18 protein-coding genes are annotated in these 23,227 nt (G+C 37.2%); 14 read left to right on the top strand and 4 right to left on the bottom strand.

The window, feature by feature from the left end:
* The first annotated feature begins 153 nt into the window (after positions 1 to 153).
* Entirely contained in the window at positions 154 to 822 is a 669-nt protein-coding gene (locus ACFINF_RS01665) for a uracil-DNA glycosylase (protein ID WP_375619470.1), read from the top strand.
* Between the two features lie 48 nt (positions 823 to 870).
* On the opposite strand, the gene smpB is transcribed toward ACFINF_RS01665, so the two are convergent.
* Together smpB and dapA are read right to left on the bottom strand one after the other, a co-directional pair.
* Positions 871 to 1,347: an SsrA-binding protein SmpB gene (smpB, locus tag ACFINF_RS01660; RefSeq protein ID WP_012231306.1), complete on the bottom strand. Its 477-nt coding sequence runs from the start codon at positions 1,345 to 1,347 to the stop codon at positions 871 to 873.
* A gap of 19 nt (positions 1,348 to 1,366) precedes the next feature.
* Positions 1,367 to 2,251: a 4-hydroxy-tetrahydrodipicolinate synthase gene (gene dapA, locus ACFINF_RS01655; RefSeq protein WP_375619392.1), complete on the bottom strand. Its 885-nt coding sequence runs from the start codon at positions 2,249 to 2,251 to the stop codon at positions 1,367 to 1,369.
* A 251-nt stretch (positions 2,252 to 2,502) separates the two neighbouring features.
* On the opposite strand from dapA, the gene ACFINF_RS01650 reads away from it, so the two are divergent.
* The gene (locus ACFINF_RS01650) at positions 2,503 to 4,593 is read left to right on the top strand and encodes a lytic transglycosylase domain-containing protein (RefSeq protein WP_375619391.1); all 2,091 of its coding nucleotides are present in this window, start codon (positions 2,503 to 2,505) and stop codon (positions 4,591 to 4,593) included.
* A 1,025-nt stretch (positions 4,594 to 5,618) separates the two neighbouring features.
* Here the strand turns inward: ACFINF_RS01650 and ACFINF_RS01645 are convergent.
* Positions 5,619 to 6,371 carry an energy transducer TonB gene (locus tag ACFINF_RS01645; protein ID WP_375619469.1) on the bottom strand — a complete coding sequence of 251 codons (753 nt, stop codon included), beginning with the start codon at positions 6,369 to 6,371 and terminating at the stop codon, positions 5,619 to 5,621.
* A 243-nt stretch (positions 6,372 to 6,614) separates the two neighbouring features.
* On the opposite strand from ACFINF_RS01645, the gene ACFINF_RS01640 reads away from it, so the two are divergent.
* The 5 genes from ACFINF_RS01640 (at position 6,615) to ACFINF_RS01620 (ending at position 12,960) form a co-directional block, all read left to right on the top strand.
* Entirely contained in the window at positions 6,615 to 8,792 is a 2,178-nt protein-coding gene (locus tag ACFINF_RS01640; protein WP_375619390.1) for a TonB-dependent hemoglobin/transferrin/lactoferrin family receptor, read from the top strand.
* Between the two features lie 270 nt (positions 8,793 to 9,062).
* Complete coding sequence (locus ACFINF_RS01635; RefSeq protein ID WP_375619389.1) at positions 9,063 to 10,106, top strand: hemin-degrading factor; 1,044 nt, start codon at positions 9,063 to 9,065, stop codon at positions 10,104 to 10,106.
* 18 nt (positions 10,107 to 10,124) lie between these two features.
* Positions 10,125 to 11,027: a hemin ABC transporter substrate-binding protein gene (locus ACFINF_RS01630; RefSeq protein WP_375619388.1), complete on the top strand. Its 903-nt coding sequence runs from the start codon at positions 10,125 to 10,127 to the stop codon at positions 11,025 to 11,027.
* A gap of 5 nt (positions 11,028 to 11,032) precedes the next feature.
* On the top strand, positions 11,033 to 12,130 hold the full coding sequence (locus ACFINF_RS01625) for a FecCD family ABC transporter permease (protein ID WP_375619387.1): 1,098 nt from the start codon (positions 11,033 to 11,035) through the stop codon (positions 12,128 to 12,130).
* Complete coding sequence (locus tag ACFINF_RS01620) at positions 12,127 to 12,960, top strand: heme ABC transporter ATP-binding protein (protein WP_375619386.1); 834 nt, start codon at positions 12,127 to 12,129, stop codon at positions 12,958 to 12,960. Before ACFINF_RS01625 ends, ACFINF_RS01620 begins: the two co-directional genes overlap by 4 nt.
* 219 nt (positions 12,961 to 13,179) lie before the next feature.
* Here ACFINF_RS01620 and ACFINF_RS01615 read toward each other — a convergent pair whose 3' ends face one another.
* Complete coding sequence (locus tag ACFINF_RS01615; protein WP_375619385.1) at positions 13,180 to 14,154, bottom strand: tail fiber protein; 975 nt, start codon at positions 14,152 to 14,154, stop codon at positions 13,180 to 13,182.
* A 2,653-nt stretch (positions 14,155 to 16,807) separates the two neighbouring features.
* Between ACFINF_RS01615 and thiC the strand changes: the two genes are divergently transcribed.
* From thiC to ACFINF_RS01580, 7 genes are all read left to right on the top strand, one after another.
* Positions 16,808 to 18,643: a phosphomethylpyrimidine synthase ThiC gene (gene thiC / locus ACFINF_RS01610; RefSeq protein WP_375619384.1), complete on the top strand. Its 1,836-nt coding sequence runs from the start codon at positions 16,808 to 16,810 to the stop codon at positions 18,641 to 18,643.
* Positions 18,640 to 19,590, top strand: coding sequence for a glycine oxidase ThiO (gene thiO, locus ACFINF_RS01605; RefSeq protein ID WP_375619383.1), 951 nt, complete (start codon positions 18,640 to 18,642; stop codon positions 19,588 to 19,590). The genes thiC and thiO overlap by 4 nt, the downstream gene beginning before the upstream one ends.
* Before the next feature lie 3 nt (positions 19,591 to 19,593).
* On the top strand, positions 19,594 to 19,791 hold the full coding sequence (gene thiS, locus ACFINF_RS01600; RefSeq protein WP_375619382.1) for a sulfur carrier protein ThiS: 198 nt from the start codon (positions 19,594 to 19,596) through the stop codon (positions 19,789 to 19,791).
* Between the two features lie 4 nt (positions 19,792 to 19,795).
* Positions 19,796 to 20,569, top strand: coding sequence for a thiazole synthase (locus ACFINF_RS01595; protein WP_375619381.1), 774 nt, complete (start codon positions 19,796 to 19,798; stop codon positions 20,567 to 20,569).
* Complete coding sequence (locus tag ACFINF_RS01590) at positions 20,566 to 21,171, top strand: thiamine phosphate synthase (protein ID WP_375619380.1); 606 nt, start codon at positions 20,566 to 20,568, stop codon at positions 21,169 to 21,171. The genes ACFINF_RS01595 and ACFINF_RS01590 overlap by 4 nt, the downstream gene beginning before the upstream one ends.
* Entirely contained in the window at positions 21,162 to 21,920 is a 759-nt protein-coding gene (locus ACFINF_RS01585) for a hydroxymethylpyrimidine/phosphomethylpyrimidine kinase (protein ID WP_375619379.1), read from the top strand. Before ACFINF_RS01590 ends, ACFINF_RS01585 begins: the two co-directional genes overlap by 10 nt.
* A 452-nt stretch (positions 21,921 to 22,372) precedes the next feature.
* On the top strand, positions 22,373 to 23,203 hold the full coding sequence (locus tag ACFINF_RS01580) for a uracil-DNA glycosylase family protein (RefSeq protein ID WP_375619378.1): 831 nt from the start codon (positions 22,373 to 22,375) through the stop codon (positions 23,201 to 23,203).
* Positions 23,204 to 23,227 lie beyond the last annotated feature (24 nt).

The following is a 23,227-nucleotide window of genomic DNA, read 5'->3' as shown; positions in this document are numbered from 1 at the left end:
TACTGAAAGATCACCTCTCTTTACATAATAATTAGCAATAAGTTTATACTAAATTTTATTTATATTCATTATAGATTGTTTCTCAAAACATAACCCGTCATATACGCTATAAAAGACTCAAAAAAATAGAAAAAACGATTGATGCCTAACACCATGAATAGCCAATTAACACCACTTTGCCCAGAACCAGCCCAAAATTGCAACTTATGTCCTAGGCTTCATCAATTTATCGCTGGCTGGCGTGTAAAAGAACCAAGTTGGTATAATGCACCGGTGCGCCCATTCTTTCCTTATAAAGGGCCAGACACAACACGCCTTCTTATTGTTGGGCTTGCTCCTGGATTACGCGGAGCAAATCGAACTGGACGTCCATTTACTGGTGATTATGCTGGGCACTTACTTTATTCAACTTTAAAAAAATTTGGTTTTGCCCAAGGAACCTTTAAAGAAAGAGCAGATGATACTCTTGAACTTATTGATGCAGCAATCGTTAACTCTGTTCGTTGTGTTCCACCAGAAAATAAACCCACCGGTGCAGAAATCAACACGTGCCGCTATTTCTTCTCACCTCTTTTAACAAATCTTCCCAAACTTAAAGCCGTTATTACCTTAGGCACCATTGCGCACCACTCAACGATACGTGCCCTTAATGCAAAAGTTTTAGCTCACCCTTTTGGACACGGCGAAATCAATAACATCGGCAGATTACGCATCTTTTCGAGCTATCACTGTTCTCGTTATAATACAAATACTGGACGCCTGACAGACGCCATGTTTCACCAAATTTTTCAGGCAGCAAAAACATACTTAGATCAATGCTAAAACTGTTTTAAATAGCGCTATAAATAAAGGATATCTAGATCGCATCCGTCATCCATATCTTTTTAAAAGTCTTGCTTTTTCACGTCCCCAATCGCGTTTTTTTTCCGTTTCGCGCTTATCATGAAGCTTTTTCCCCCGCGCTAGAGCGATCTCCAACTTAACGCGCCCTCGTTCATTAAAATAAAGTTTGAGAGGAACAAGTGTCATTCCTTCACGAGACGTTGCATTAAAAAAACGTGCCATCTCACGTTTTGAAAGTAATAATTTGCGCAAACGTCGTGGTTCATGATTAAAACGATTAGCCTGCGTATATTCAGGAATATAGCTGTTTACTAACCATAATTCCCCATTCTCAAAACTCGCATAGCTTTCAGCAATATTGGCATGATTAGAACGTAAGGACTTCACTTCCGCTCCCTGAAGGACAAGACCAGCCTCGAGATTATTAAGGATTTCAAAATTAAAACGTGCTTTACGATTGTCAGCAATTATTTTCCGTACGGGCGCGTTCTTTTTTTTATTCATGGCTTTGTCAATATCATTGTTATGCTTTTAAAAGACCAGCATGACTGAGGGCTGCATCAATAATCTTCTTTGTTCTTTCTGTTAATGGAACAATCGGAGAACGCACAGTATCACCACAAAATCCTAATTTTGCAGCAGCATATTTAATACCTGCTGGACTAGGTTCAATAAACACAGCTCGATTAAGAGGCATCAAGCGATCATTTAATTCTCGTGCTGTTTTATAATCACCACGAAAACAAGCGGACTGAAGCTCTGCACAAAGCTTTGGAGCAACATTGGAGGAAACTGAAATACACCCCATACCTCCATGTGCATTAAAACCTAACGCTGTACAATCATCACCGGAAAGCTGTACAAAATCCTTCCCACACTTTTCACGTTGTTCACTAACGCGTTCAATTCTGCTCGTTGCATCTTTTACACCAATGATATTTTTAAAATCTTGATAAAGGTCTTTCATCGTTTCCACAGCCATATCGATAACAGAACGACCAGGAATATTATAAATTATAATCGGAATAGAAACAGCTTTGGCAATGGAAGAAAAATGTTTGTATAAACCAGATTGATTTGGTCTATTATAATAGGGAGTGACAACCAAAACTGCATCTGCACCAGCTTTTTGCGCGTATTGTGCAAGCTCTACAGCCTCACTTGTACTATTTGATCCCGCTCCAGCAACAACAGGAACACGCTTGGCGACCTGCTCAACACACAATTCTATAATCCGCTTATGTTCTTCATGACTTAACGTTGCTGATTCACCGGTTGTCCCAACTGGGCTTACACCGTTAATCCCTTGTGTGATCTGCCATTCAATAAAATCACAAAACGCCTTCTCATCAATTGCGCCCTTATTGTCAAACGGTGTAATAAGCGCAGTTATAGCTCCCTTGAGCATGATAAACTCCCTATAATGTTCGCTTTTATTTTTTTAATAATCGCCTTTTATAAATTTTAAATAGAGCATAATCTTGCTCTATCATTGAAGCAAGATGAATTTCAAAAAAAGCCCTCATAAGATAAAAATCTCCCTCCTTAAATGTTGCACATTTCTTTAAAATAAACCGTCTATATTAACGCGTTTTTCATGCTTGTGTTCTATAAATCCTTAAGTTTTTACAAAAAGCAAGGTCTTAAGGTCTTTTCTCTATGCGTGTATTTTCCACCTCTCTTTTCGTACCAACCTTTATTGCACTTATACTGGCAATAAGAATTTTATTTTCAAGTGCATACGCGCAAACACCCCTTTTGCACGGGAAAGCGCCAATCCCTTTGTTGCGCCCTACTCCCTTTACCGAAAAAGAAGCTCTAGAGCCTCTTCAACAGATACACACGACATCACACAATACTGCTACACTTCAGCAACTGAAAGCTGGGCTAGATGCACTAGCAAACAACAATATTGCAAAAACAATAAATCTTCGTAATTCAATGGAAAAACATAGTCTTGATCGTTATATTTTGACATGGGCGCTGGGGGTATCAAACCAAGCTAATATACCAAGTTCTGAAATATTTAATGCAATCAACATGCTAAAAGGATGGCCAGGTATAGAAACGATGCAACGCAATGCTGAACGTGCTTTTCTTAACGAAACCAACGTTACACACGCAATCATCCAAAAATTTTCTCATCACCCGCCCCAAACAGCGCAAGGAATGGCTCTCTTCGCTAAAGCACTTATCGCAACGGGACAAACCACCCGTGCTCGACACGTTATTGCGCCATGGTGGCATAAAACACAGCTTAATGCAAAAGAAGAAATATTTGTTCTTAAAAATGCAAGCGCTGCATTAAAACCTATTGATCATTTGAAACGCATGCAGTTTATGCTGTATGCATATCGTTTTGATTCAGCAGCACGCATTGCAAAATTAGCCCATGCTCAATCTCTTTTTGATGCTTTTGTGGCTGTTGAAAAAAATGATCCTAGAGCTACACAAAAATTAAAGGCTGTAGAGAGATCATGGCAAAAAGATCCTCTTTTTCAGTTTGCTCGAATACGCCATCTTCGACGAACAGAGCAATATGATGCAGCTGCAGCACTCATGATGAAAACATCAAAAAATGCACTCCGCCTTATGAACCCTCATTCATTGTGGAAAGAACAACGCGCCCTTTCTCGTGAAATGCTCGATTTAAACAAACCAAAAATTGCTTACCAACTCGTTGCAATGCACACTGGTATAACATCTGCATTAGCTATTGATGCTCAGTTTCATGCAGGATGGTACGCACTACGGTTTCTTCATAACCCTAAATTGGCAATGCAGCATTTTTCACGTATTCCTCAACTCTCTTCTTTACCTTTTTCTGCATCACGTGGATATTACTGGATGGGACGAACAGCAGAAACGCTAGAAGAACATAAAAATGCCCAGCTATACTTTCATCGTGCAGCTCATTTTGGTGCAACTTACTATGGTCAATTAGCCGCTGCACGACTCAACCAAAAAAAGCTTAAAGTTTCCTTTCCCAAACCAACAACCGCTGAGCGACAACATTTTAGTGCACGAAAAGCGATCAAAGCAATTCAACGTCTTGAAGCAGCCGGCTATGCTGATTTTGCTAAAATTTTTTATAGAGAGCTCGGAAAAAAAATAGAAAGCCCCGGCGAATTAGCTCTTCTGGCTGTTATGGCAGAAAAAAATGGAGACTATTATACCAGCCTCAAAATTGGAAAAATGGCTGTTTTTCAGGGAAAAAATGTTGGTGCACTCTCCCATCCTCTGGGAGCTATACCAGCTTCTACTAATATTTCTGTAGAGGAAAAATCACTTATCTATGCCATTGCACGCCAAGAAAGCGAATTTAATCCAACAGCCATATCAAAAGCAGGTGCACAAGGTATACTCCAATTGCTTCCTACAACAGCAAAAGCATTGGCAAAAAAATACTCAATCGCATGGTCTCCTAAAAAATTTAGCAGTGATGCTCATTATAATGCAACATTAGGTGCCCATTTTCTCAATGAACAATTGGAACGTTTTAATGGATCCTATATACTAACTCTTATTGGCTATAATGCGGGTCCCCGTCGAGTCAATGAATGGATAAAACGTTATGGCGATCCTCGAGGACAACCTCTCGATAACGTCATTGATTGGATTGAGCGTATTCCTTATACAGAAACACGTAATTACGTGATGCGTGTCATGGAAAATTATGGTGTCTACAAAGCAAGACTCACTGGGAAAATAGATATAAAAACCGACCTGCTTTCTGGTCAACGGAAATAATATGCCTTAACTTCACAAATAGTATTTGAAAGCGTTCATAAGAAGTGTTTTTATTCCTTTTTAAATAGTACCCACATACCAACCTGCTTATGATGTATAAGCAAGTAATTTTAATTGATTCAGTATCAATAAATTCGAAATGAGAAAACCCTAGCCTATTCGGGGCTTTTATTTCAAATACAAAATGATGAGTTATCATTATAAATCAACATGTCGTACAAATAGTTCATTTCTTCTTAACATAAACGACAATATCATAGATGATTACAAATATAAGAGGAGAATGAAACAAATAGGTCATTTTATTGTTGCTTATTAGTGTCAATATTCAAATCTTGTGCAACAACATATTTAAAGACTATTTTGTTCTGCTTATAACATTTCTATACCAAATTAAGAGTACGTTTATTATATATATATATCGTTTGGATTATCTCTGATAACAGAAAGACAGACTCATTGAGTTAGAAAGCCTTAAAGACAAACAATTCTCTTCTACCCCTTCCCTTTTCATTCGGTTTTACGACTTTTAAATATGTCAATATCTTTTAATGATGAAGATAAAGCTTTGCTTTTTTCCCCATTTTTACATATAAGCTCACATCCTTCACACAAAACAGAGCATCCCAAAATAGTATGTTTTTCTTATTTATATTCTTGTTTTAATGTTTCTAAGCCCATTTCACAACGGTGTATCTGAAAAGTACTTACAAAAATCCTTTCATGAATGGCATAAAAAGCGATTAGACACAATTAACCTTTACTGAATAAAAGCTATAGCTCTATCATACCTTAACTCCCAATGTTGTAACAGCCCTTTCATTTAGAGCATTCATAAGAAGTATATTCACTGCTTTTTAGAAGTTTTTACCCATACTCTCCCTCAACTTGTGTCATAAGTAAGCGAATGGTTTTGATTGATGCAACGTCAAAAAATTCGAACGAACTATATTTTAACTTTCATTCAAATTATAAATAATTATTATAAATCAATATATTATAAGAAAAGCGCCCCATATAAAAAATCAACTAAATATCAGGGACACTCTGATAATTTTGTTCACCTTTGATGCAGGGGGCGGAGGAAAAGTGCCAACACGTTGAAGTGCCACCATAGCTAAACGATCAAGTTCTGGATCACCAGCAGAAACTACAACACGGCTAGAAAAAATACTCCCCTGCTCATGTACCCTAAACTCTAACTTTACCGCTCCTTTTGCACGGCTAGTACGATGTCCAACAACATATTCTTTTTGCCTTTCTAATTGTGCTTGTACCTTTGCCAACCATTCCATTAACAGTGCATCCTCAAGCGCTGCTGCATTAGCACTCTGACTGGTAGGAGAGGAAGGTATCGCCTTTGTATTGGAGCGCTTTACTTTAGCCTTTAGCATCGGTATTGTTTTTTTGACGAGCGCTTTATGCTCCACTTTTTGAGGAAGAGGTTCTTCCAAAGACTTGAAATCATCTTTTTCTACAGTATGCTGAGGCTCCTCGGGTTGAACTTCATCCATGAATTCCTGTCCCTCTTCCTCCTGCTCTAGAAGGTCTGACTGTAATACTTCTGGCTCTGTATTAATGTCCAATAAATCTATATTAACATCTGGATCTACAGTCTCTTGCGCAAAAGTCAGCATAATCGTCGACGAAAGCGAGCCATTACTTACACCAGTACTTTGAAAATAAAACTGTGCTGCCAATAATACATGCAAAAAGAAAGCTCCAACAAATGCACCAATCCAAAGAGTTAATAATTGCCTTGTATTTGCAAAATTCATCGTTTCTTCTGCCACTATTTTAAGCTTAATATTGGTGTTCAACCTCATTAAAACAGGCTATTTTGAAATTGCAACTTTTTTCTTGACTGATTTTGTCATGTTTAATATGGTTTTTCAATGATTTTGTGCTGTTCTCAAAATCATTTCTACTTGGCTGGCAAGTTTTAATCAGCGAGTCCAGCCTTTTTGTATAAATATAAATTTCAAAACAGAGAGGGGATGTTAAAAGGGTTGTGATGTGTTATGCAAATAAGACGAAAAAATATCTATAAAAGCTGTATAATTTTAAGTGCGTTATCGGTCTGTACCCCTTCATTTGTTCTTGCACGAGATGAAGAGCGTGGTGCTGTAACTGAACTTAAGCCAATTGTTATTAAAGGGAAAAAAATAGAAGATTCTTCAGGTTCAGTAACCATTTTGACCAATCATAAAACCGCTAAGGATATTAATGAAAAACAAATAAGTGATGTCCATGATGTTAGTCGTCTTGATCCGTCCATAACTTACAACACAGGAAAAAATAGTTTTGTAATTCGTGGGTTAGATGCAAATCGTGTCCTTACAACTATGGATGGTATCGCTCTTCCATGGTTCGATGATATATTGCGCGGGAACGGTGGAAATACAACATTTGACTTTGGTGCACTTTCTACATTTGATATTATTCAGGGATCAGATTCTAGTCTTTATGGATCTGGTGCTCTAGGGGGGGTTGTTGCTTTACGTACTCTTAATCCTGAAGATCTTATCAAGGAAGGGAGGAATTGGGGTGGTCTTATAAAGGGTGGTTATCATTCTGTTGATAACAGTTGGCGAGTAGATCAAGCTATTGCGGTGCGTAATTACCAAACATTGTTTCTTTTTCAAGGGTCTCATGTAGAAGGTCATGAACGTAAAAATATGGGAACCGTAGAAGGTTATGGAGAGCGTACACGGAAAAATCCTGCTCAGTTTGACCGAAATAATTTGCTCTTTAAAATTCATCAATACTTTAATGATAATCACCGACTTGGTTTTACCGCAGAGCGTTTTGATGATGATAGAAACACACATTCATTGGATGCTTCTAAAAGGTATGCCCCAGGTTCCGTTTATGATAAAGACAACAAACTTCGTGAACGCCTTTCTCTTTCTTATAACTATAACGGCAATGAAGATTCTGTTCTTGATGCGTTTCATGGAAAAATGTATTGGCAAAGACAGTCAAATCGTTATATTATGACTGGATTTCGTGTTGCAGCCCCAAACGGGGATTATTTGAGAGACAATTTTTTGCGTAACACTAATTATGGTTTCAATGCTGATGCTCTTAAAAAAGTTCATATTGGCACTGTAGATCATACATTAAAGCTTGCCACTAATGTTATGTCATCTAAATTTCATCATTATTTGTTCGGGAAAGATAATTGTCACTTGCCGGAAAATGCACGGGGGTGCCTCTTTGTACCCGCTAATCGGTCAGATTCACCAGATACAAATGGCTATAATTTGGGTTTTGTTTTCGAAGATGAAATTGCCTTTGCTGATAACCATTTCCGTGTAACACCTGGAATTCGTTATGATTGGTATAAGTATGTCCCTCAGAAAACACCCTCTTATGAGAAAGCTCTGATTTCTGATAAATTTCCTCCAGAAAGAAGTGGTTCACATTTTTCTCCCAAATTACGTGTGGAGTGGGATGTGCGTAATCAAATAAGACTTTATGCTCAATGGGCTCAAGCTTTTCGTGCACCACGCATTTCAGAACTTTACGTCTCTTATATAAAACCCGGTGCCTATTATGTGAAAGGAGAGCCTGATCTTAAAGCAGAAACGAGTAATGGGTATGATGTTGGTGTGCGATATGGAAATGAAAATTTCGGCGGTACACTCAATGCCTTTTTCAATCAATATAAGGACTTCATAGATACTATAGATAAAGGGCCTTCAGAAGAATTCAGATTTTCGCGTCGTCATTATACAAATCGTGCGAATGTGCGTATTTATGGTGCTGAAACAAAAATACATTGGGTTCTTAATAATGGTTTCCATGCCAATGTTGCCCTTGCTTATTCACAAGGAAAGGACACTGATAAAAATGAATATCTTAACTCAATTCCAGCTTTTAAAGCAGTTATCGGGATAGGATATGCAAAAGAAACTTGGGGTGCAGATGTCGTGCTTACCTCATCTGCCAAACGTGATAAAGTTGCTAAGGATTCTGATTATCAAAAGATACCCGGCTACAAGGTTGTTGATGTATCAGGTTGGTTGAAGCCATTCGGCGAGAAAGGCCTTGTTGTGAGGGTGGGCGTCTATAATCTGTTCAATGAAAAATATTGGAATGTATCGGATCTTCCTTCCGGTAAGAGTACCACACCGAAGGATTATTATAGTCAGCCGGGTCGCAACTTTAAAGTTTCGTTTGTGCAAAAATTTTAGTCACTTTTGTTAACCATTAGATCAATTAAAAAGGTTATATCGATAAAACATAAATTATTGCGTTTTTGTTCCCATTGTTCTTTGAACAACAAATTTTGAGGTTAGCGCTTTAGCTATTTGTAATTATTGGTTTTTATTGTTCTACTGTTGATAAAATAAAGGCTTATTTGGTGGTGAGTTGAACCATTAGTTGATGGTGGTTCAACTTACTGTCTTTGAGTTTTAAAATTAAACAATTAACCTTCAAACAGGAAACATAGGGATAAGCCCATGTCATACACAGCCGAAATGATTATTCGCTTGCGTGAAGAAAAAAAGGAGATGCGTAGCCGCGATTTCGCGGACTCTATTGGTATATCCGAAGCAGAACTCATTGCGGCTTATTGTACAATTGGAAAAGCAAAAAAACTACGCACTGATGTCGCTACTCTCTTGGAAAATGCTCCTAAACTTGGAACAGTTATGGCATTAACACGGAATGAAAATGCTGTCCATGAAATAACAGGATGTTTTGAGAAGATTGTTCAAAGCCAGCATATTCCGATAACACTGGGTGAAATTGACTTGCGTATTTTTTCAAAACAGTGGAAGTTTGGTTTCGAGCATGACGTGATTATTCTCGGAACACCTATGAAAAGTCTGCAATTTTTTGATCAATATGGCATTGCTATCTTCAAGCTCTATTCTAAAGACGCAACAAATATGGAAGAATGGGCTGCACTTGTTGACAAGTTGCTTCATGACGATCAATCACCCGTACTTGATATTTCTCCCGTTCCTACTCCAGTACAATGTGATACGACAAAGCTAGATGTTGAAAAGTTCCGAGATCGTTGGCGACAGATGACTGATGTGCATCAACTTCATGGGATTATTTCTGAACTGAAAATTAATCGACATAATGCTGTAAAACATGCCGGAAATGAATTTGCCGATGAGTTGAAAATAGAAGCTGTTGAGATGATGCTCAAACAAGTTGCGCAAGAAGAGTTACCAATTATGTGTTTTGTTGGAAACAAAGGATGTATCCAAATTTTTACTGGACAAGTAAAGAATATTAAGCAAATGGGACCTTGGCTTAATGTTCTCGATCAGAAATTTCACCTCCATTTACTCGTTTCTGGAATCAAAAAGGTATGGCGTGTTCGCAAACCTACAATTGATGGGTATGTCAACTCACTTGAAGTTTTCGATAAAGATGACGAGATGATTATTCAATTCTTTGGCGTACGCAAGGAGGGTCAAAAAGAACGTGAAGATTGGCGCTCTTTATTGAATGGTTTACCATCGTGCCAAGAAAACAGCAGTAACTAAGATAAGGTAAGGTCGGACATGTTCATATCTCTTTTGCATAGGTTATCAAACCTTTTTCTTATGTGTTTACTGCTCTCTCTTACCTGTTTTTCTAAACAAGTAATTGCTGAACCCACAACCGGTTTTCCTGAAAATGCTCGAATTGTTTCTATCGGCGGAGCACTTACAGAAATTGTCTATGCATTAGGGGGACAAGATCAACTTATCGCTCGCGATAGTACAAGCGTCTATCCAGAGGAAGCTCTCAAGCTTCCTGTGCTTGGGTATATGCGCGCGCTCTCTCCTGAAGGTATTTTATCACTTGCTCCAGAGGGCATCTTACTTGTTGAAGGAAGCGGTCCCGCTTCAACCATTGATATTCTCAAAAAAACATCAATACCTCTGGTGATCATACCAGAAGACTACTCCCGTGAAAATGTGATAGAAAAAATCCGCCTCGTTGGTAAAGCCATTCATCGGGAAATGCAGGCAGCTACATTAATTGAAAAAATAAGTCGTGATTTTGTCGACAATGATGCGCTTTTGGAAAAAGTAACAAAACCAAAGCGCGTTCTTTTTATTTTATCAGTACAAAATGGGCGTGTTATGGCGTCTGGAACAGGGACAGCTGCCGATGGTATGATAAAACTTTCAGGTGGGATCAATGCTATTACCGATTATAAAGGATATAAGCTTCTCAATAACGAAGCGTTATTGAAATCGAATCCGGATGTTATTTTGCTTGTCAAGCATGGTAGAAAATCTGCTAACATTGATAAAATTTTAGCCATTCCAGCAGTTCAAGCAACAACTGCTGCAAAAAATCACGCCATTAAACAGATGGATGCCATGTATCTTTTGGGATTTGGTCCACGCACTGCAAATGCATCAAAAGAGCTTATCCATATACTTTATGGTACAAATCAAAATGATAAGAGTTGATAGAAATGCTAGACAATCCATCCATGGTGCGTACCCCTGAAACAAAAGAGAATAAAAGACTAAACCGTGCAAGATTGGGAAAAATTTTATTATTTAGCTTAGTAGTGTTCCTTACCTTTAGCATTTTTAGCGGGCTTTTACTTGGTGCATCAAGCGCTTCTTTCATTAATCTTCTTCATGTGATGCTTACGCAAGACTTTTCAGTGAGTAGTAAGACACGTGATTATCTTATTCTTATCGATATAAGGCTTCCCCGTGTTATCTTTGGATTGTTGATTGGAGCAGCTTTAGCTGTCTCCGGTGTTCTTATGCAAGGGCTTTTCCGTAATCCTCTTGCAGATCCAGGAATTGTAGGTGTATCAGCAGGTGCTGGACTTGGAGCAGTCTTAGCAATTGTTGTCGGTATTGCTTTTCCTGTTTCATTTGCACCTTTTTTAGAGCCTTACAAAGTTATCATAGGTGCTTTTTTTGGTGGACTTTTATCAACGATTATTCTCTACATAATAGCAACGCATAATAGCTTTACCTCTATTGCAACCATGCTGCTTGCTGGTATTGCTCTTGGTGCATTAAGCAGTGCAGTTGTCGGAACATTGATTTTTATCGCAAATGACCAACAACTCCGTGATATCACTTTTTGGAGTCTTGGCTCTCTTGCGGGCGCTACATGGTTGAAAGTATGGCTCGTTCTCCCTTTCATCATTATTGGTCTTCTTTTCTCTCCCTTTTTATCACGAGCACTTAATGCCCTTGCTCTTGGAGAAGCTGTTGCTGGCCATATTGGTTTCCATATTCAACGCGTTAAAAATATTGCTATTCCCCTTGTTGCTCTTATGTGTGGTAGTGCTGTTGCTGTCAGTGGGGGTATTGGTTTTATTGGTATTATTGTTCCTCATATTTTACGTCAGCTCATTGGTCCTGATCATCGCTATCTCATTCCTTGCTCTGCTCTCTTAGGAGCAGCATTACTTATTTTTGCTGATACGTTTGCACGCTTAATTGTTGCCCCCGCAGAATTACCGATTGGAATTGTAACAGCACTTTTTGGTGCACCTTTCTTTCTATGGATCCTTATCTGCAAACGAGGAACAGACTTTTCATGATTAAAGCAACAAATATTTGTGTTCAGCGCGGAAAGAAGCAGATTCTTAAACACATTAATCTTCAAGCTAAAAGTGGTGCTTTTACCATTATTATTGGTCCTAATGGATCAGGAAAAAGTACTTTTATCAAAGCTCTGAGTGGTGAAATTCCTTACAGTGGAAAAATAACTTTAAATGGTTATAATGTATGCCAAACAAAAACTCATGAAATGGCAAAAATGCGCGCTGTGCTACCACAATCAACAACGCTCGTATTTCCATTCTTAGTCCATGAAGTTGTAGGGCTTGGCCTTTCTGTAAACCAATTTACCATTGCCAAAACCAAAGTGCAAAATCTTATCCAAAAAGCTTTAGAGTGCGTTGACCTTTCTGATTATGGCAACCTGTATTATCACCAATTATCAGGCGGAGAACAAGCTAGAGTACAACTTGCCCGTGTACTTTGTCAAATCTGGAAACCTGTTCATAATGGGATTCCTCGCTGGATGATACTAGATGAACCTATTGCTAGCCTCGATATTCAACATCAAATCATCGTTATGGATATTGCTAAACAATTTGCCCATTCTGGTGGCGGCGTTCTTGCTGTTCTTCATGACCTCAATCTCGCAGCACATTATGCCGATAACATGATCTTGCTCAAGGAAGGAGAGATTTATTGCGAAGGAAATGCAACTAACGTTTTAACAACACAAAATCTCCGCGATGTTTATCATTGTTCTTTAAACGTTTCTGAATTACCTAAAGAAGATATCCCATTTATACTCCCTCAAACGGCATCCTCCTATGAAATTAGATCTCTAAGCTATCGGTTTCAATCTAAAAACTAAAGTCCATAGAAAAATAAAACATGCAAATATTCAAGAATTTTTTTTATTTTTATATGAGCTTTTTTTGTCATCTGTCATTTTAAAAAATTGTTTTTTTTGACTCTCTCAAGTATCATATTAACAGTATAGATTTCCTCTTCATATGCTAGAAAATAACGCGGAATTGCTCCGCGTTAACAAAATTATCAGGGTGTATAGATTATTATTACTCAAACATACTCATGATTTTATAGCATAGACAACGGTTGCATTAACAGGGCGCGTTTCTGCCTCACCCGTATGGGAAAGAGTTACCTTGTGTGTATGTGCACCAGCAGAACCTGTTCTCCCTTTCAGGGTCGCATTATAGGTATAATGATTTGGTAGTCTCCCAATATCACCAACTGGCCATCCTACCCCTTGATACTCAAAATTATGCGTATGCTCACCTGCATTTTCAATACTCCCAATATGCGTATGCGATTTTATGCTATCTTGTTGTTCATCTGCAAATTTTCTACCACTATCTAAACCCCGACCATTATCAAAGCCGCGTAAAAACATGCCTCTAAAATCAGGAACTTTAAAAGTTTTATTGCTGTCTTTTCCCCATTTATCACCTATTGCGTTGAATAACTGCGGATAATCTTCACGCTTATAGGCCTTACCATCACACAAAAGCCAACCATTTGGCACATTTTGCATAGCAAATGTTGCAATGAATCCAGAGGGAAAACTTTCTATCTTTGGTGGTGTAGGATTTAATAAATACCACCCCTCATGCTCTTTTATTAAAACACCATTATTGTATACCATTTCATAAATGCCATCTGTTTGAAATTCTCCACCTTCTAATGGTATAACTCCCGCATCAGTTGCTTTATAGATAAGCTTTTCTCCTATATTATTAACAGTTATTTTTGTCGAGCCAATATTTACACCACAAGCTTTAAAACGTATGAGGATATCATTGTTGTATTTCTTTATAGGCGAAACTGTCTTTAAGGTAATTAATGTTGTTTTATCTTCCACATTTACTATAAAGCTTGAATTAATAGATCCACCATTATCTGCAAGATATTCACGCACGCGCTGCATCATCGCCCGTGCACTATCATTAACAGAACTAGGCGGCTGACCTTCTGCCCAATTAATGATACTATCTGAATAAGCATTTTCATCAGCCTTTAGAGACCAATCGTAAATATTAGACATTATAAATCCCCCATTATTTTCATAGTTTTTTTAACAAATTCTCGTTCTGTGCACTAAAATGTGCTGCCGCTGTTGATTGGTACATCATAATTACTGCACCATCCGTATTTACGCATTTTACCTCTCTTCACTCCTTACAATTTAATAACCTAAATTCACCAGATGCTTTTCATAACATTAGTATTAATGTTTTCTCTTCTAATGTGTAATGTAACTACCTCATCTGATGTTACTTAATATCTTGTTTTGTTGCTTTGCTGTTGTTATATAATTATTTTTTAAATCTTGCATCTTGTTGCAAAATTTATAAATACTGTTCAAAATTTTCCTTATTATGGATTTCATACAACCATTATCGAATGTAATAACTTATCATCCACATAGAAAGTTTCTGATTTAAACATTATCTTTTTTTATTTTTTTCAATAGGTTAAATCTATCGCGTCGATCTTTTAAAACAAAGAAACTCTATCTTTTGGCTATCACTTGTATTAAAATTTTAAAAGTTAGCTTCAACTTCGTTGCATGCTTCATTATGTTTTTATTCACATGCAGATGCTTTGTTCTATTTTATTCAATTTATTCCTGAAATTGTGTTACAAAGTCAGCACCAATGTTTTTTTGAACAAGCTTTTGTCTAATCTAAATGCACCATAGAAAATATATTCAATATGGACACTTCTTCACGCTGAAATACTTTGAAATACTAAAGAAACATCACACACCTTCACCAAATCTGAAGGTTGTATCCGATCCGGAAAACATTAAAAAACATAACCTAGCACCCTCCCCCAATTTTTATAAACAATACCCCTATTTTTTAAGCGCCCCGCAACAAAATTCTCCCCTCCCGCACTTAGCACATCCCTCTATATATATTATTATATGTATATTTTTTTTGCAAGAATAATAAATTATTCTCAACAACATCTTACAATTATTGGTGCTCTTCTCTATTCTTTCCAGCGGTTACTTCATTATTTAATATAATTGCACTACTTAAAAATGATTTTTTAACAAGATCTAAAAGATAAACTGTTTTTTATATCTTTCATAATGTTCATAACTAGTTTTATGATATTAGTGGGACAATGAAAAGCGATTATAGAATGCTATGATAGTGTAGATAAAGAGTTCACTAACGAATTTATCTATGAGTCTCTTGTTAACACATTTTTTTATCTCTGAGGTATACCAATCATCTTTTCCTGTATAGCTGCCGCTTTTATATGGCTACCAATTGTAAAATTGCTAATAATAGCAATATTAGTGGGAATTTGGTTACTCTTCCTCATAATTCCCTACTTATTCTAAAATTGTTTTTTGGCTTTGGTAATCATTATCATAATAATTCTTTGTTTGCGTTTGTTTTATTTATTACCTATTTTAGTGTTTAAAATTTTTTTAATGCAAATTTACTCAATTTTTCTCTTTTTGTATTATAATAATAAGAGTACTCCATTATAATTAGAAAGCTTTTTGTATATAATTAGTGATTTCTTATCTGTAATATTGTTGCACGATACCACATGACTCTTGAATAACTTTGCCATGAAAACAAAGAGCTTTATGTCTCAGAAAATGAATTTTTATCTCGTCTTAAGCTAAAACACAGCGTTTTGCACACATTTCTAGTGCAAATTAATTAATGAATTTACGTAATACTTTATGCTGAGATAGATCCTTTTGCTTTTCTCTCTCTTCCAACTATTTAAAATTGTTGATGAAATTTCAAGATGAAAAGCCTTTGTTCATTTTCATCATCATTTTTTTATTCAGCTTTACGATTTTCAAAACATTCAAGGCAATATTATTTTTAATAATAAAGATTAGGTATTGTTTCACGCTTTTGTTTATCGCATTCTTAATGGGAACATCCCATCATAAAAAATAGAATGCCCCGCACAAAATATAATGGTACCGCATATCACGCACTTTTTAAAGAAATATTGCTCAAAATATACTCCGTTCATTTTACGACAGCGCACGTCAATGATACAATATAGATCATCATCTTTAAGCTTTTGAAGATACAAGCTGGAACCCATCATACATTTTGTTGGTCCCCACATTGCAATAGTCCTCGCATCTGAGAATGTTCATGAATGACTTTTGGCTTCCTTTCTTCAAGTGTTTTGCCCCATATGCTCCCACTGATGACGTGCAAGGAAATGATTTTATATGAAAAGATGTATGATGAGAGAATCTTATGGTATTCTGAGTTATTATTTTAATATGAAAAAAATCTCGATCAGAGCTATAAACTATCTAATTTTTCCTTGATAATCCGTTTTTAACTTTATTCTTGTTTATAAAAGCTTCAGTATCATAGTTTATCACTTCATAATATCTATTTTCACTCTTAAAAAACACACCAAAATCGTTTAAATATATTTTTATGATTGACAATATAGATATTTAAGCCAACCATATTCGTATTAACAAAAATACTTTAAGTGGGAGGAGACATGCAAATATTAGAATAGATATTGTATCAATTTTCAAAATAAGTTTTCTTGAGCTTTATTGGGTTTGCTTTACTATAAAGCAATACTATTCCTATTCATCCGAATGCTCGTAATTGATAATTTGAATACATCCCCATTAACATCGCAACCTATTTTTGAACCCTATGTCTATAAGGAAAAAGTTTGTGCAGAAAAATACTCCATCAATCAGTTGTAGCCCCTTTCCCGCTTCACGCAAAATTTATCAACAGAGCCTTCTCTTTTCTGATGTGCGCGTCCCATTGCGTGAAATTTCATTAACTGATGGCAGTAGTGAAAAATCTTTAAGCGTCTACGATACTTCTGGCCCTTACACAGATAAAGATATGATCATTGATATTACAAAAGGCTTGCCAGCAATTAGCTTGCCTTGGCTCTCTAAGCGGGATGATACTGAAACTTATCCTGCACGATCAGTAAAACCTGAAGATAATGGATTGGCTTCTGATAAAAACCTTACACCAGCCTTTAAACAAAAACGTCCCATTTTACGAGCAAAAAATGGCAAAGCAGTTACACAAATAGCTTATGCGCGCGCAGGCATTATTACCGAAGAAATGGAATATGTGGCTATACGAGAAAATGAAGGATTAGCAGTAAAAGAACGGCAGAATGTACCATCAAATGAAACATTTGCTGGATCAATACCAGAAATTTACACTGCAGAATTTGTTCGCAATGAAATTGCTTGCGGACGCGCCATTATTCCTCAAAACATCAATCATCCAGAATGCGAACCAATGATTATTGGGCGCAATTTTCGTGTTAAAATTAATGCCAATATTGGAAATTCTGCAGTTACTTCATCTATGGCAGAAGAAGTTGATAAAATGGTTTGGGCCATTCGCTGGGGAGCAGATACAGTGATGGATCTCTCAACAGGTCGGAATATTCATAATATTCGTGAGTGGATTATTCGAAATTCCCCAGTTCCCATAGGAACTGTCCCACTTTATCAAGCACTCGAAAAAGTACAGGGTATCGCTGAAAATTTAACATGGGATATTTTCCGTGATACGCTCATTGAACAAGCAGAGCAAGGTGTTGATTATTTTACTATTCATGCAGGATTAAGATTACCTTTTATCCCTCTAACTATTGATCGGATAACGGGTATTGTTTCAAGAGGCGGTTCTATTATGGCAAAATGGTGTCTGCATCATCACAAAGAAAGTTTTCTCTATGAACATTTTGATGAAATTTGTGATATTGCACGCACATATGATATTTCTCTTTCCTTGGGAGATGGATTGCGCCCTGGCTCTATTGCCGATGCTAATGATGAAGCCCAATTTGCTGAACTTAAAACTTTGGGAGAATTGACAAAAATTGCTTGGGAAAAAGATGTACAGGTTATGATTGAAGGACCTGGACATGTCCCAATGCATAAAATTAAAGAAAATATGGAAAAACAATTAGATCTCTGTCATGAAGCACCCTTTTATACTTTGGGACCTCTTACAACTGACATCGCACCGGGATATGACCATATTACATCGGCCATTGGTGCTGCTATGATTGGATGGTTTGGAACTGCCATGCTGTGTTATGTAACACCTAAAGAACACTTAGGATTGCCTGATAAAAACGACGTAAAAACTGGTGTGATCACTTATAAAATTGCTGCTCATGCTGCTGATCTTGCCAAAGGTTTGCCTAGAGCACAATTGCGCGATAATGCTCTTTCGCGTGCACGATTTGATTTTAGATGGTATGATCAATTCAACCTTTCTCTTGATCCGGAAACAGCCTGTGCCTTTCATGATGAGACAATGCCTAAAGAAGCCCATAAATTGGTACATTTTTGTTCCATGTGTGGACCAAAATTCTGTTCTATGCGTATTTCTCATGATATTCGTGAGGCAGCAGCAATAAGAAAAACAAAAGGGGAAGGTATGATCGCCATGGCCGAGAAATATCAAAAAAATGGTGAGCTTTATATGGAAATCGTTTCTCCTCAAAAAGAGAAAGCAAACAGTTGAAGAACATTCTTATCAAAGGTACAGGTGTAGGCGGCTTAACGGTTGCCTTTATGTTACAGCAAAAAGGTGTTTCTGTTACTATATCGGCTCCCCCTCATTCTCCTATAGGAAGTGCTAGTTGGTATGCAGGAGGAATGCTCGCACCTTACTGTGAGAGAGAAAATGCGGAACAGATTGTTGAAGATCTTGGTATACAAGCTATACAGTGGTGGCGTAAAACGCTCCCCAACCTTGTCATACAAAAAGGCACTTTAGTGGTTGCACCTACACGAGATAGAGGAGAGCTTGAACGATTTTCTGAGCGCACGCATAATCACAAAACCATAGATAATATAGAAATAGCTCATCTTGAACCAGATCTTGCGGAACGTTTTAACTGTGCGCTCTTTTATGAAAATGAAGCCCATATTGATCCTCGCAAAGCACTTATGGCTTTAAAAGAAAAGCTTCTCAACAATGGAGCGTGTTTTGTTGATGTAGAGACAGCTGAAACAAATTTTGATATTGTTATTGATGCGACAGGAATAGCGCGTTTAAGAAAAGATAAAAATATACGGGGCGTACGTGGCGAAATGCTTCTCGTGCGCTGCACCGATGTTAAAATTTCGCGTCCAATTCGTCTTCTTCATCCACGGTTTCCTCTCTACATTGTACCTCGACAAGATAATATTTTTATGATTGGTGCAACAATGATTGAAAGTGACTTTGATGGTGCAATCTCAGTGAGATCAATGATGGAACTGCTCAATGCGGCTTATACTTTACATCCTGCTTTTGCTGAAGCAGAAATTATTGAATCTGGCGTTGGTGTTCGTCCATGTTATCCTGATAACTTCCCTTCTGTGCATAAAGATGGTAATTGTATTTTTATTAATGGATTTTATAGACATGGTTTTCTTTTGTCTCCAGAAATGGCAAAACAAGCAATGAAATTGGCATTGGAATAAAGCATGAAAATATTTGTTAATGGTGAAACTGTCCAAACAGAAGTTATGACTCTCGGTCTCTTACTTGAAGAATTGGGATATGAAGGAAATTGGCTTGCAACCGCTGTTAACGCTGAAGTTGTTTCCATAGATGCACGAAGCCAATTTGTCTTGCATGAAGGGGATAAAATTGAAATTTTAAGCCCAATGCAAGGAGGCTAAAATTATGCTGAATCTTTATGGACGACAATTCTCTTCCCGTCTTCTATTAGGTACAGCGCAATATCCTTCACCTGCAATCCTTCGTGATGCTATTCATAAATCGAATACGGAAATTGTGACTGTTTCCTTGCGCCGTGAAACTGCAGGTGGAAAACAAGGTGGACAATTTTGGAAATTTCTTCAAGAACTTGGGGTAACAGTGCTTCCTAATACTGCTGGTTGTTATACTGTTAAAGAGGCCGTAACCACAGCGCATTTAGCAAGAGATCTCTTTAAAACAGCTTGGATTAAACTCGAAGTGATAGGAAACCCAGACACCTTACAGCCAAATATTTTTTCCTTAATCGAAGCAGCGCAAATTTTAAATGATGAAGGATTCCAAATTTTTGCTTATACAACGGATGATCTCATTGTTGCTGAAAAGCTCTTGGATGTTGGTTGTCGTGTCATTATGCCTTGGTGTGCTCCTATTGGATCTGCCAAAGGACCTCATAATACTGATGGACTGCGTTCTATCCGCGCTTACCTTCCTGATATTACTCTTGTTGTTGATGCCGGTATTGGACGTCCATCACATGCCACCATTGCTATGGAACTCGGTTATGATGCAGTACTGCTTAACACTGCAGTTGCTAAAGCAGGTAATCCTGTCTTAATGGCTGAAGCATTTTCTAAAGCTGTTCAAGCAGGACGTATGGGATATAAAGCTGGCATGATCGAAGCACGCAATGTAGCGGTCCCTTCAACACCAGTGATTGGAAAAGCAGTATTTTCATGAAACTGGATCCATTTTACCTCATCGTTGATAACGCTGATTGGGTTGAACGTTTGCTCCCTCTTGGCATCAAGCTCGTACAATTGCGTATGAAACATGAAAATCAACAAAGAATCCGTCAACATATCAAGCGCGCAAAAAACATATGCAATAAATTGGGAGCACAATTAATTATTAATGATCATTGGGAAATAGCAATTGATGAAAAGTGCAATTTTATTCATCTGGGACAAGAAGACCTAAGCAATGCTGATCTTCACGCAATTCGAAAAAGTGGTATAAAATTTGGTCTTAGTACACATGATGAACATGAATTGGATATCGCACTCTCTGTCAATCCTGAGTATATTGCACTTGGTCCTATTTATCCGACAATCTTAAAAAAAATGAAATGGATGCCGCAAGGACTAGAAAAAATCAAACAATGGAGAAAACGGATTGGTGCTTTACCTTTGGTAGGTATTGGTGGTTTAACACCAGAACGCGCAGTTGATGTTTTAAAAGCAGGAGCAAATAGTGCTGCTGTTGTGACTGATATTATCCTCCATAAAAAACCTGAAGAGCGTGTCCAGCAGTGGATAAAAGTGACACAAACATGGCGTTAATACCTTCCATTCTTATTGTTGCAGGCACGGATCCAACAGGAGGTGCCGGTATTATTCGTGATATAGAAACCGCCGCACATTTTCAAATAAAAGCAAATTTAGCAATCACTTGTGTTAACGTACAAGATGATAATCGCGTTGTCGAAATCACTCCAATGCGTGGAGGCCTCGTCGCTGCGCAAATGCGTGCTGCCCTAGAAGCAAATCCAATAAGCGCAATAAAAATCGGTATGACGGGGACAAAAGCAATTATAATAGCAATCTGTAACGTACTCAAAGACTATCCCCATATTCCAGTTATTCTGGACCCCGTACTTGTCGCTTCATCAGGAGGAAAACTAACAACAGAAACAATCATCTACACGATGATCGATAAACTGCTTCCTCATGTTACTCTTTTAACACCAAATAGAGAAGAACTAGCTCTTCTTAGCCAAAGTCCATTGGCATCTCATGATAAGCAAGCAATACAACAAGCAAAAAAACTTTTGTCATTGGGAGCTCGATCTATTTTAGTAAAAGGGGGACATGCAGAGGGTCCTCTTGCAATTGATAGCTTCATTGACAAAACTGAAGTCATAAATATTTCTACGCCACGTTTAAAAGGAACAATGCGAGGAACAGGTTGCATTCTCTCAAGCGCTATTGCAGCGCATTTAGCATTAAATGAATCTATGACTGAAGCGGTAAAAAAAGCAAAAGCATATATCCACACATTGCTTTTAACCCATTGTAAAAACAGTTTGTAAAGTCTAGTATTTTCACATATAAAAGTAATATTTATATATCTCATTCATATATTTAATATTTTTAATAAAAATTATTAAAAAAAGATAAAAATATAATAATAAAAAATTTATACTTAATTTTATAAATAAAATACTATAAAAGTCACTTTCATTAATTATTAAATATAAAATATAATGATCAAAAATGTTATCATACCACTTGCATTCAGTAGAGAATTCTTTTATTATAAAGGGCTTAGTCTGTTTAAAAATTTAAAATAGCGTAATTTAAACAAATTGTACATTTAAAGATGTATATAATCGCGAACACTCGCATTTTACGATTTGCCTTTTTTGTGAAAAGAGAGAATCCTATCAGCGTTCTTGTACATTAATGGCTAGCGAATACATTTATAAAACTTGAAGGATAATTTTGTTTGATCTATAGTTGTTAGATCATTAGAAAAAATAAAATGTTAAATCAAACGCCGTGCTCAATTTCCTATGAAGAACTCTTAAACTTTTATAAAGAAAGTGGTGCGGATGCTGTTCTGACAGATTTCCCTATTAATCGTTTTAAGCAGTCTGCTTGTTCAGAGAGCAAATTAATATCTGTCGTGAACATTTCTCATAATCAACAAACATCTCCCACCGTAAAATCAGATCATCGTCCGCTGCATAACTCTAGCGGGGCTATACAAAATGAACCCACAGCTATAGAGAGTGCAAACAATGCAAAAACACTTGATGAATTAAAATCTGCGCTCCTTGCATTTAATGGCTGTTCACTAAAATTGACAGCAAAAAATACCTGCTTTTCAGATGGAACAGCTGGAAGCCCCCTGATGCTTATAGGCGAAGCACCAGGACGAGAAGAGGATATACAAGGAATTCCTTTTGTGGGAAAAGCAGGGATGTTGCTTAATAAAATCCTCGCATCAATTGGCTTAACAAGAAATAATGTTTACATTGCCAACACTATTCCTTGGCGTCCACCAGGAAATCGTACACCAACACCAAGAGAAGTTGCCTTGTGCCGTCCTTTTATTGAACGGCACATTTATTTAGCGCGTCCTCGTGTACTTATAGCACTGGGAGGCATTGCTGCACAGCTTCTTACGGGATCTCAAAATGGGATTATCCGAACACGAGGGAAATGGCATATTTATGAAAGTGAGGATAATATTAAAATACCTGTTATGCCAACTTTCCACCCTGCCTACCTTCTCCGAACCCCTAGTCAAAAAAAACTTACATGGATAGACTTCTTAGAAGTAAAAAATCGCCTCGATAGCCTTTTGTAATTCTGTAATCTTCTTTGACTCTAA

The organism is Bartonella sp. TS25HLJMH (genome assembly GCF_042193505.1).
Lineage (GTDB): Bacteria > Pseudomonadota > Alphaproteobacteria > Rhizobiales > Rhizobiaceae > Bartonella > Bartonella grahamii.
This window is presented reverse-complemented; position numbering and strand designations above follow the sequence as displayed.